Raw genomic sequence first — 11937 nt, forward strand, 5'->3', positions numbered from 1 at the left:
GCCATGGGCATGGACGGCGTCAACAACGCCGTCATCCCCGGCAAGGCCGAACCCGAGGACTACGTCGCCGAGATCACCCGCGCCAATGACGGAATCGTCAACCAGCGCACCATCTATCAGACCGCGACCCGCGGCTTCGCCATGGTGCAGCGGCTCGAACGGTACGGCGTGAAGTTCGAGAAGGACGCCTACGGCGAGTACGCGGTGCGCCGCGTGCACCGGTCCGGCTCGTATGTGCTGCCCATGCCGGAGGGCAAGGACGTCAAGAAGGCGCTGTATCGCGTACTGCGGCAACGCAAGATGCGCGAGCGCATCCGGATCGAGAACCGGTTGATGCCGGTGCGGGTGCTCACCGAGGGTGGCCGTGCGGTCGGCGCGGCCGCGTTGAATACGCGCACCGGCGAATTCGTCACCGTCGGCGCGAAGGCCGTCATCCTGGCGACCGGGCCGTGCGGCCGTCTCGGCCTGCCCGCGTCGGGCTATCTCTACGGCACCTACGAGAACCCCACCAACGCGGGCGACGGCTACGCCATGGCCTATCACGCGGGCGCGGAACTCTCGGGCATCGAATGCTTCCAGATCAATCCGCTCATCAAGGATTACAACGGCCCGGCCTGCGCCTACGTCGCCAACCCGTTCGGCGGCTACCAGGTCAACGCCCTCGGTGAACGCTTCGTGGACTCCGACTACTGGTCCGGGCAAATGATGTCGGAGGTGAAGCGCGAGATCGAATCCGCGCGCGGCCCCATCTATCTGAAGGTCTCCCACCTGCCCGGCGAGACCCTCGAAGCCCTCGAAGGCATCCTGCACACCACCGAACGCCCCACCCGCGGCACCTTCCACGCCAATCGCGGCCACGACTACCGCACCCACGACATCGAGATGCACATCTCCGAAATCGGCTTGTGCAGTGGACATTCCGCCTCCGGCGTCTGGGTGGACGAGCATGCCCGCACCACCGTCCCCGGCCTCTACGCCGCGGGCGACCTGGCCTGCGTCCCGCACAACTACATGATCGGCGCGTTCGTCTACGGCGACCTCGCCGGTGCGCACGCCGCCACCACCCTCGACGAGGTCCCCGCCCCGGCCGACCTGCCCGCCGATCAGCTAGCCGCGGCCCACGAGCTGATCTACCGCCCGCTGCACAGCCCGGACGGGCCGCCGCAGCAGCAGGTGGAGTACAAGCTGCGGCGCTTCGTGAACGACTATGTGGCCCCGCCCAAGACGGCCACGAAGCTCTCCCTGGCGATCGAGACCTTCGACCGCATGCGCGAGGACCTCGCCGGAATGGGCGCGCGCAGCCCGCACGAACTCATGCGCTGCGCCGAGGTGAGCTTCATCCGCGACTGCGCGGAAATGGCCGCCCGCTCCTCGCTCACCCGCACCGAATCCCGGTGGGGCCTCTACCACGAACGTGCCGACCTCCCCGAACGCGACGATGTCGAATGGCGCTACCACCTGAACCTGCGCAAGACCGCCGACGGCGAGATGGAGTTCCTGAAACGGCCGGTGGCACCGTATTTCGTGCCGGTCCCCGGCCTCGACGACCTGCCCTCGGCCGACAGCGCGGTGATCGCCGTCGAGCAGCCCGCCCTCGTCGGCACCCCACCCAACCTGGACGAGCAGGTGCGCTCACCCCGGATTCCGGGCGGTCCGGCGAAAGAGCTTGTCGCGCCGCGTATCGCGCTGGTGCTCGCGTTGGACGCCCCCGGCGTCCACGAGCTGGCGGAGTTCCTGACCGACGCGGATCCGCGGGTCCGTGCCACCGCCCTGTCGGTGCTCACCGAGAACACACCCGACGGCTTCGCCGAGCTGCTCATCGCCGCACTGGCCGACGTCGACGCCGAGGTACGAGCCGCGGCCGTGGACGGTCTGCGCGAGCTCGCCGAAATCCTGCCCGCCACAACCGGTCTCGATAGTCATGTGGACTCCCCGGATCCGCTGGTGCGGGCCGCCGTCGTGGACCTCTTGCGTGCCCTGCGGGCGGGCAGCCCCGAACTGTTCGCCAAGGCCGCCGTCGACGCCGACCATCGCGTGCGCGTTCAGGCCGTGCAGGGCCTGGTGTCCCTGGACGATTGGCACGCGCTGACGGCTGCCGCCCATGACGACAACCGCGAGGTGCGTATCGCGGCCGCGCGGGGCTTGGCCACCATCGGTGCAGGCGGGGCGGACACCATCCGCGTCCTGCTCGGCGACCGCGACCCGCTGGTACGTGCCGCCGCGCTCACGGCGCTCGGCAGGCTGGGCGCGACGGCGGACGTCGCCACTCTGACCACCGCGCTGGGTGATTCGGCCTGGCAGATCCGTGAAGGCGCGGCCAGAGGACTCGCGGCGGTGGGACCCGACCACGCCGCCGAGCCGCTGCGCACCGCTCTTGCCGACATCCACCCCGACATCCGCAAAGCCGCGGTGCTCACACTCAGCGCTTGGCCCGAATCGGCCGCAGCCCGCCTAGCCCTCGACGTCGCGCTCGCAGACACCGATGCCGACGTACGTGCCTACGCCCGTCGCGCCCTGGCCGTCCACGCCGCTGAGTGAGCGCTGGAAGGCCCGAGGTAAACGCCTGCCGAGTGTTCAGTCTGCCGTGGCGCGGTAGAGCAAACCCTGGGGCAGATAGTCGGTGGTGACGCCGGGGCGCATGCCTCGGTCGACCGCCAGACAGGCCACTGCGAGCAGCGGCCAGGCGATGAAGCCCTCCGGGTCGAGCCAGCGTGGCTGGGCTTCCCAGAATCGGCGGTGGAACTCCAGGCCCTCCACCAGCGCGGTGTCGAATTCGGCGGCCTCGTCGCGCAATACCGCGTCCAGGAGGCACAGTGCGGAGTAGGCGATGGTGAGCGCGTAGTCGTCGCCCGCGGTGCCCTGCACGTCCACCGCGGCCTCGATGCCGTCCACGATGACCGTCTCCGCCGCCGGGTCGCCGGTCCACACCCGCTGCCACGCGTCCGCCCACAGGTACAGGCAGCGCTCCGCGGGGTAACCGGTGTGCGTGGTCGCCTGGAGTGGATAGCCCGGACTGCCGTTCGCCCCGAGCAGGAAGCCGAGCAGCTCCCGATCGCGTCCGATCAGCGCGGGCCACAGCCCGTTGAGCAGATCCGCCACCATCGGCGGGGCCACCACGCCACCCCCGGCCGGAACCGTCCACCGCGCCCCCGCCAGCGTCACCTCGACCGACTCCTGTCCGGCGTGCCGTGCCACCGACCGCAGTCGGGCCCCCTGTGCCGCCGCCGAATCCGCGACCGCCTGCCGAACCCCGTCGCTGGCACCGTACGGGTCGTCGAGGGTGAGATATCCGGCGATGGCCCGCGAGCACCAGGCCACGTCGGCGAGCACCGCCTGCGGATTCCGCACCAGATGCTCCGCGCGCAGCGCGGCCGTCCGCACCCGCACCGCGCGGCCGAATCCGGCATCCGTATTCCGAATAGCGGTTGGATAGCTCAGATCCTGAACGTTCAGTGCGAGATGGCGTTCGGTCATGAGACCGCGATGACTATCGATGTGGCCAGCGATATTGCTGAAAGATTGCTCACGGCGCGACAATAGCCGACGCCGACCCTTCGTACATCGGTCGGGATATCGGTCGATCCGGGCGTGTCACCGCTGGTCCGCGCCGCGGAACAGGCCCTCCACCGCGGTGATGAAGTACGGGAAATGCGCGCCGAAATTGTGCAACCGGCGATCGCCCTCGAAGCCGCCGAACCAGTACACGCCCGGACTGCCGTCCGCGGTCGGATCGAGCTCGCGGAAGGTGCGCACCCACTGGTCGCCGCGGCGCGCGGCCACCTGGAACGGCAGGGCCCGCGAGAACACCAGCTCCTGATCCGCCGCCGGAATCCGCTGCGGCGCAATCGCGTCCAGGCCACGCTGCATGGCCCGCACCTCGTTCGTCAGCTCCCGGCCCAGCACCGTGCGGGCGGGCAGATAGCGCGGCAGCAGCATGGCCGCCACCCCGCCCAGCGCGATCGCCGCACCGACCAGGGCGTGCCGCTGCGGACCCACGGCCAGCACCACCGTCGCGATCACACCCAGCGCGATCAGCGCTGCCCCGAGCCAGAATTCGAGCCCCCGGCGGGTGCGGTCGACGAAGATGCCCGCCGTCACCGCGTCATCGATCAGCGCCTTGCGTACCGCCTTCGCGTCCAGCTTGCCGCGTAGTTCGGACAGCAGCACGGACTCCGCGCCCTCGGGCAGCAGCGCCGCGTACACCGCGCGCTCGTAGGGCGACAGGTGCTCGTCGGCCGGATTCACCCGGGTGAAACGCCAATCCGACTCACCCTCGACGCGCACCCAGATGTAGTTGCGCACCGCCAGATCCACCACGGTGGCCGCCATATCCGGCGCATCCGCGTAGCCGTCCAGCAGCAGCCCGGCGGTACTGGGCAGGATGCCGTCTGGGGAGGAGAACACGACGTGATCGCCCTCGCGCACCAGCGGATCGAGCACCTCGGTCCCCGCCGGACCGGAACGCCGCGACCACATCACGTATCCGGCCGCCGCGGCCAGCGCCGCGAGCAGCACCCCGAAGGCCGCGTAGACCGGCCAGGTCAGCGAGAACGCATTGGGTGCGTTGTTGTCGTGGACATCGGCATTCGCCTTCACCGTGTTCGGCGGCAGCTGCAGCGTCACGTCCAGAATGTCGCCCTTGTGGAGATCCGTCTTCGTCAGATGCGCGAACCCGTCCGGTTCCACGCGAATATCCGCACAGTCCTGTGGATTTCCCGGCGGACCGATCGTGCACTTGGTGATGCCCATGCGGAAACTCGGGCTCGACACCGTCGCATCGATGGACGCGACATCGGTATTCAATACGCCGGTCCACTGGAACACCTGCGCGCCCGTGGCATCACTGACGGTGTTGTGCACGGTGTATTTGAAGGTCGCCGATCCCGGCCGCGCGTGGATGGTGAACACGTCGTCGGCGACATTCGCCTCGCCGTCCCCGTCGGCGGACACGTCGGTCACCTGGAAATTGCGCTGCACGCTCGCGCCGGTCTGCACCCGCAACGGCACCGCTTGCCGAAAGTCCCCGCCCTCAGGCACTTTCACGGTTTCGGTGACCCGCAGCAGACCGTCGTCGCCCAGATTCACCTCCGCGGTGATATCCACACCGCTCGCCTGCGCGCCCGCGGACGGCGCCGCCACCCCGGCCATCGCGAGCAGCAGCGCGACGAGGGCGGCCCCCCGGAAAATCTGCATGACTGGGTACTCTAGCCAGCTTGCTATCCTTCCTCAGCGGCAAGGCGCAGGACTATGGAGCCGGCAGGTTATCGCTGAGAAACGAGGGGGTGCGGGGGATGACTCGCCCACCGTCCGATCACGGACCGACACCTCCGGGCCGCCGCCCCGGGCCCCCGCCCGGAAATCAGCCGCCCCAAGGCAATCCGCCGGCCCCGCCCAACCAGTTCCCGGCCGTTCCGCCGCCGGGCGGCACCCCTCCGCCCGGATACCAACGGCAGCAGGGCAATCCTCAGCAGCCGGGGCGACCCGTCCCGCCGCCTGGTTATCCCAAGCCGGGTTATCCACAGCCTTCGGGTTATCCACAACAGCAGGGCGTGCCGCCGCGCCCAGGTTTTCCACAGCAGCCCGGCGTGTCGCCGCCCCGCCCCGGTTATCCACCGCAACAGGGATTTCCACAGCAGCCCGGGTATGGCCAGCAGCCGTACGGTCAGCCACGACCTGGCTACCGCGCGCCCATGCCGCCACCCGTCGTGGCCCCGCCGACCGGTGCCATCCCCGTGGCTCGCCCGACCCCGCGCCGCCGCGGCCGGGTAGGTGCACTGCTGATCATCCTCATCCTGCTGGTGACCGGAGTGCTGCTGCGGACCGCCATCACCACCGGGCTGACTTCGGTCAGCGCGGGCTCGAATGTCAAGACCACCTACGCCGCGGGCGGCGACAATCACGGCATCCAGGCCACCTCGGACAATCCGCTGCTCACCAATGCCGACTACACGCTGCTGCCCGCCAAATGCGCGTACTCGCCGTGGGGCACCCAGGTCGAGGTGGCCCGCAAGTTCTTCCAGACCGCCGCCGACTGTCTGCAATCGGCGTGGAAACCCTTGTTCGACAAAATGAATCTGCCGTTCGAGCCGCCGAAATTGAACGTCTCCGCCGACACCAACGGGATCACCACCCTGTGCACCGGTAACTCGAACAATTTCGCCGCCTTCTACTGCTCGGCGGACGCGACCATCTATATGCCGATCAGTCAGCTGCAGACCGATCTCTTCGGCAACAACTGGGTCGTTTACCTTTCGGTCTTCGCCCACGAATACGGCCACCACGTCCAGGCGCAGGCGGGCATTCTCGGCAAGGTGCATTCCCAGCGCCGGGACGCCGGGGCGACCAGCACCCTCGGCCTGGAACTGTCGCGCCGCACCGAACTGCAAGCTCAGTGCTTCGACGGCATGTACCTGTCGTCCTCCAGCAATGGCGGTTCGCTGACCAGCGCGCAGATCGGCGTCGCGACCAACGACGCCTATCACCGCGGCGACAGTCCCGGCGATATGCGCGATCACGGCACCGCCCAGAACATGGGCGGCTGGTTCGAGATCGGCTACGACAAGGACCGTGCCATGCAGTGCAACACTTTCAGCGTCCCGGCCAGCAAGGTGAACTGACCGGGACCGGGTCAGTGCCCCTGCGGCTTACCGATCCGGCTCGGCGAATGCCCGTGCACGCCTTCGGCGTACGCGGTCTCCGCGTGCAGCGCGAAGTCGACGCCACCCAGCTCGTCCTCCCGGCTGACCCGGAAGCCGATGGTCTTGTCCAGCGCCTTGCCCAGCAGGAACGTCACCCCGAAGGCGAAGCCCGCCACCACGATCACGCCCACCGCCTGCTTACCGAGCTGCGACAGCCCACCGGCGTAGAACAGGCCCCGCGCGCCGCCGTCCCCGGTCATCACCCGCGTGGCCAGGAAGCCGATGAGCAGCGTGCCGATGATGCCGCCCATGAAGTGCACGCCCACCACGTCGAGCGAATCGTCGTAGTTGCCCTTGAACTTCCAGCTCACCGCGAACGAACACACCACGCCCGCGGCCAATCCCACGACCACCGCGCCCATGGTGCTGATGTACCCGCACGACGGCGTGATGGCGACCAGACCCGCGACCGCGCCCGAGGCCGCGCCGAAGGTGGTCGGCTTGCCGTCGCGGCGCGCCTCCACCACCAGCCAGCCCAGCATGCCCAGGCAGCCCGCGACCAGGGTGTTCAGGAAGACCGCCGAGGCGATTCCATTGGCGGACAACGCGGAACCGGCATTGAACCCGAACCAGCCGAACCACAGCAGACCCGCGCCCAGCAGTACGAACGGCAGATTGTGCGGCCGCATGGCATCGAGCTTGAAGCCCACGCGCGGTCCCAGCACGATCGCCATCGCGAGAGCCGAAGCGCCCGAGGCGATCTCGACTACCAGACCACCCGCGTAGTCCAGCGCGCCCAGGCTGTGCAGCCAGCCGTCCGGCGTCCACACCCAGTGCGCGATGGGCGCGTACACGATCAGCGCCCACACCGGCACGAAGATCATCCACGCCGAGAACTTGGCGCGATCGGCGATCGCACCGCTTATCAGCGCGACCGTCAGGATCGCGAAGGTGAGCTGGAAGGTGACGTACAGAATCTCCGGCACCCCCGCCCCGGTCTGCGAATCGACCACGTACACCGTGTCCGGATTGATCCCCGCGAGCCCGAAATGACCGAGATCGCCGATGATTCCGCCGCCCGCGTCATCCCCGAACGCGAGGCTGTACCCACCGAACAGCCACGCCACCGTCACCAGCGGAATCGAGATGAAGCTCATCATCAGCATGTTCAGCACACCGCTCGAGCGCACCATGCCGCCGTAGAAGATCGCCAGTCCGGGCGTCATGAGCAGCACCAGCGCGGTGGCGGCCAACAGCCAAGCCGTCGCCGCCGGGTCGATATGGGGTGTTGGCATCCGGGAACTCCTCTTCCACGCGCGATCGCGTTTCGTGGAAGTTACCGAATCCTCACGTTAAGGCGCTGTTACAAATATGCGGGTTAGGAAACCCGTCCGTAACACCTCTAGCTGCGCTGTTCCCGGCTCTTCTTGTTCAAGGCGCGCAATCCACGCGGGCCGGGCACCGGATTGCCGTCGTCGAGCGCCATCCACTCGGCGGTCACCAGCCACTGCTGCTGCACGCGCGCGTCGGCTGTGTCGTTGAACACCCGGCGGCCGCGGTCGTCGCGCAGTTCGTAGGCCAGCACCGACCAGCGCGGCGGGCGGCCCTGCTCGGCCAGCTGATCACGCAGATAGGCCGTCACCAGCGTGCCGATGGTGTTCACCGGTCGCAGTGAAACCCGGTTTCCATACCGGGCGGCATGGAAACGCCTTCCGGCACACAGGGATCGGGGCGTGGCGTTGTAGGCGATCCAGCCCGCGCGCTGCGCCCGCTCGATGAGCCACAGATGCTTGATGGCGGTCGGGGCGATCTCGCCCACGCGATCGCGGATCAGCTCGATGACCGGTTCGGTGAGCAGAATGTCGCGCCGGGTGGGGCCGGTGCCGTGGGCGACCCAGTACTCGTCGGTGACCTTGGCCAGCACCCGCCCGAAGTCGTCGATACTGCGCTGGGCCCGGCGGCCCAGCCGCTCGATCCGATCGGCCTCGGCCCGCATGTCGTTCTGCACGATGAGGGTGCGAATGGCCGCCATGGTCGGCACCTGGCCGCGCTGCAGCAGTTCCAGAATCGCGTTCGCGGTGGCCGGATCGGCGGCGGCCGACACCGGTAGTGAATCGCGCTTGATGTCGTAGTCGCTCGGGCAGATGGCTCGACTGAGCAGTCCGACCGCGGCGATGTCGCCCGCGAATTCGGTACTGGAGAGCCAGGCTGTGGCGATGTCGTCATGCGACGGCACTTGGCGTTTCCTCCGGGAGATTTGGTTGTGCCCCGGTCGGGATGAGGGACCGGCCGGGGCAACCAACCTGATGAAGGTTTGGCTACCGAAGTTGCCGATGTCCACGGTAGCCAAACGATTGCGATCTTGCTGCATCGGTTGACTGGATCGTTATGTCCGCTCTGTGGAGTTGAAACAGAACGTAAGTCTGTATCTGGTGACGTAGCAGGTGAGCCGGGTTCGGCAATTCCTGTCTAAAGACACGCTAAGAATTTGCTGTGAGCATTGACGGGATATCAGTTCGGGTCGGTCGGTTTTGACCGGGCCTCGAGATTGGACGTGATTTGCGTCACAGGATGGACGGTCCTCCGGACGGAAACGACGTACCGGGCGACCGGCCCCGGCGCGCATCACCCCCTGTCGGTCCGGGCCGGTAACCTCTCCCCGTGGCTCTGTACCGGAAGTACCGACCGGCAACGTTCGCTGAAGTGGTGGGGCAGGAGCACGTCACCGATCCCCTGAGTACCGCGCTCGATACCGGGCGGATCAGTCATGCCTACCTGTTCTCGGGTCCGCGCGGATGTGGCAAGACCTCATCGGCGCGCATCCTCGCGCGCTCGCTCAACTGCGTGCAGGGCCCGACCTCCAAGCCCTGCGGCGTGTGCTCGTCGTGCGTGGCGCTGGGGCCGGGCGGATCCGGCAACCTCGACGTCATCGAATTGGACGCCGCCAGCCACGGTGGTGTGGACGACACCCGTGAACTGCGCGACCGCGCGTTCTACGCGCCGGCCGAATCCCGTTACCGCGTCTTCATCGTCGACGAGGCGCACATGGTCACCACCGCGGGCTTCAACGCGCTGCTCAAGATCGTCGAGGAGCCGCCGGCCCACCTCATCTTCGTTTTCGCCACCACCGAGCCGGACAAGGTGCTGCCCACCATCCGCTCGCGCACCCACCACTACCCGTTCCGCCTGCTGCCGCCCGCCACCATGCGCGGCCTGCTCGGCAAGATCTGCGATCAGGAGAACGTGCAGGTCGAGGAGTCGGTGTACCCCTTGGTGATTCGCGCCGGCGGCGGTTCGCCCCGCGACAGCCTCAGCGTGCTGGACCAGCTGCTGGCGGGTGCGGGCCCGGACGGCGTCACCTACCCCCGCGCGGTCTCGCTGCTCGGCGTCACCGATGTCGCGCTGATCGACGACGCCGTCGACGCCCTGGCCACCGCCGACGGTTCGGCCCTGTTCGGCACCATCGACCGGGTGGTCGAGGCGGGCCACGACCCCCGCCGCTTCGCCACCGACCTGCTCGAACGCCTCCGCGACCTGATCCTGCTGCGCGCCGTCCCCGACGCCGCCGATCGCAACCTGGTCACCGGCCCCGGCGACGTCCTCGACCGCATGCGCACCCAGGCCGACCGCCTCGGCCCCGCCACCCTCGCCCGCCACGCCGAACTCCTCCACGAGGGCCTCGGCGACATGCGCGGCGCCACCAACCCCCGCCTCCTCCTCGAGGTCATCGCCGCCCGCATGCTGCTGCCCGCGGCCTCGGACGCCGAAACCGCGACGCTCCAACGCCTGGAACAGCTGGAACGCCGAATCGCAACCGGCGCAATTCCCTCCGCCCCGCAGGGACAGGCTGCGCCGCAGCAAGCGCACGCCACCCCGCAGCAGGCCCAGGTCGCGCCGCAGGCACCCGCCACCCCGGCTTCGTCCGCAGTCGCCGCCGCGCCCCCAGGTCGCCGCGGTGCCGCCGCCCTGGCCGCGATTCGCGCCGAAAAGTCCGGTGAGCCGCTGACTTCCACCGCCGATGCGGCACCTGCGTCGGTAGCCCCGGCTGCTTCCCCCGCGGTGAGCGAGGGCGCTGGAACGGGTAGTCCGGCCACGGGGGGCTCGACCGTCCGCCCGCCCGAGCTCGGCCCGGTGTCGGCCGCGAGCCCGGCGCTCGCCGCCGATTCTGTTCCGCCGCAAGCTACCCCGCCCGCGCAGGTGAACACCCCCGCTGCCGGGCCGGAGGCCGCACCCGTACTTGTGCAAGCCGCACCCACGGAATCGGTCGCGACGCACCCGGCTGAACGTGCTGCGGCGCAACAGATCTCCACCGCTCCAGAGTCGGCGGCCATTTCTGCGGTCGCAACTGTGGTCGAGCCGGTTGCCACGTCCGCGACGGCAGCCGTGACAGCCGAACCTGTTGCGCCGATTGCTGATCGGACCGAGTCGGTCACCGGCGTCGAGGCGGCTGCGGTGTCAGGTCCGGCCATCACCTCCGAACCTGCTCGCGCGGCCGAACCCCAGCCCGCGCCGCAACAGATCGCTGGGCAACCTGACTCCGTACCGCAGCCCAATGCGGCACCGAAGTCGGTGCGTACGCCCGAGCCGGTCGCAGCCCCCGCGGTCGAGTCCGACCTCGGGGCACCGCGTGCCGCCGCTGCCGAGTCGGCCGTTTCGGCGGTGACTGCGGTCCCTCCGGCTGCGCAGGCGGATCAGGCTGCGGTGGAGCAGGTTTCCGCGGCCGATGCCGGGGTCGGGGACGATGCCGTCCTGGCGGAGATCGAGGCGGCCTGGGCGGATATTCGGGCCAAGGTGCGGGAGTTCGGGGCTACGGTGCAGGCCCTGTTGTCCGGGGCGAGTGTGTCGCGGCTCGATGGGCAGACCATTGTGTTCGCGCATCAGAACGGGGGGTTGGCGCAGCGGCTGTCGCAGCCGCAGAACCTGGAGGCGGTGCGGTCGGCGGTGCGGGCCGTGCTGGGCCGAGATCACGAGGTGAAGTTCGAAGTGGGGTCGCCCGCCGCCGCGGCTCCGGCGAAGGCCGCCGCTACTCGCGGTCCGGCGAATGAGCCCGCCGCGCCGAAGAAGGCCGCGGTCAAGTTCTCGCGGCCGAGTCAGGCGAAGGCCGCCGTGGCGGCCCCCGTCGAGGAACCGGTGTCGGGTGGTTGGGGCAGTCCCGCCGCTGCGCCCGCGGCTCCGGCGCCCGCCGATCCGGGTCCGGGGGCAGTGGCATCGGCCTCGCCGGTGACACCGACGGTCAACAGTTGGGCCAGCTTCTGGCGCTGGGTGAACTGCGACAGATACCCCGCCGCGCAATCCTGTT

General features: G+C 69.0%; 7 protein-coding genes. 3 read left to right on the forward strand and 4 right to left on the reverse strand.

Annotated features, from left to right (window positions below; genetic code table 11):
• A partial coding sequence (locus ACWELQ_RS22460) for a fumarate reductase/succinate dehydrogenase flavoprotein subunit (RefSeq protein ID WP_452399005.1) occupies positions 1-2538 on the forward strand: 2538 nt, incomplete at its 5' end.
• A 36-nt stretch (positions 2539-2574) separates the two neighbouring features.
• Here ACWELQ_RS22460 and ACWELQ_RS22465 read toward each other — a convergent pair.
• Positions 2575-3474, reverse strand: a complete 900-nt coding sequence (locus ACWELQ_RS22465) for an immunity 49 family protein (protein WP_452399006.1) — start codon at positions 3472-3474, stop codon at positions 2575-2577.
• Positions 3475-3591: 117 nt separating this feature from the next.
• On the reverse strand, positions 3592-5193 hold the full coding sequence (locus ACWELQ_RS22470) for a DUF2207 family protein (protein WP_452399007.1): 1602 nt from the start codon (positions 5191-5193) through the stop codon (positions 3592-3594).
• 497 nt (positions 5194-5690) lie between these two features.
• On the opposite strand from ACWELQ_RS22470, the gene ACWELQ_RS22475 reads away from it, so the two are divergent.
• The gene (locus ACWELQ_RS22475; RefSeq protein WP_452399008.1) at positions 5691-6617 is read left to right on the forward strand and encodes a neutral zinc metallopeptidase; all 927 of its coding nucleotides are present in this window, start codon (positions 5691-5693) and stop codon (positions 6615-6617) included.
• 11 nt (positions 6618-6628) lie between these two features.
• Here the strand turns inward: ACWELQ_RS22475 and ACWELQ_RS22480 are convergent, their stop codons facing one another.
• The gene (locus tag ACWELQ_RS22480) at positions 6629-7933 is read right to left on the reverse strand and encodes an ammonium transporter (RefSeq protein ID WP_452399009.1); all 1305 of its coding nucleotides are present in this window, start codon (positions 7931-7933) and stop codon (positions 6629-6631) included.
• Positions 7934-8040: 107 nt separating this feature from the next.
• Positions 8041-8874, reverse strand: coding sequence for a hypothetical protein (locus ACWELQ_RS22485; RefSeq protein WP_452399010.1), 834 nt, complete (start codon positions 8872-8874; stop codon positions 8041-8043).
• 425 nt (positions 8875-9299) lie between these two features.
• Between ACWELQ_RS22485 and ACWELQ_RS22490 the strand changes: the two genes are divergently transcribed.
• The coding region (locus ACWELQ_RS22490) for a DNA polymerase III subunit gamma and tau (protein ID WP_452399011.1) at positions 9300-11937 on the forward strand (2638 nt) is incomplete at its 3' end.

It is taken from the genome of Nocardia sp. NPDC004722 (assembly GCF_053601505.1).

What these genes read in the sequence shown, in the direction of transcription:
- ACWELQ_RS22465 (WP_452399006.1), bottom strand. Translation starts at nt 3,474, where the DNA reads ATGACCGAACGCCATCTCGCACTGAACGTTCAGGATCTGAGCTATCCA.
- ACWELQ_RS22470 (WP_452399007.1), bottom strand. Translation starts at nt 5,193, where the DNA reads ATGCAGATTTTCCGGGGGGCCGCCCTCGTCGCGCTGCTGCTCGCGATG.
- ACWELQ_RS22475 (WP_452399008.1), top strand. Translation starts at nt 5,691, where the DNA reads ATGCCGCCACCCGTCGTGGCCCCGCCGACCGGTGCCATCCCCGTGGCT.
- ACWELQ_RS22480 (WP_452399009.1), bottom strand. Translation starts at nt 7,933, where the DNA reads ATGCCAACACCCCATATCGACCCGGCGGCGACGGCTTGGCTGTTGGCC.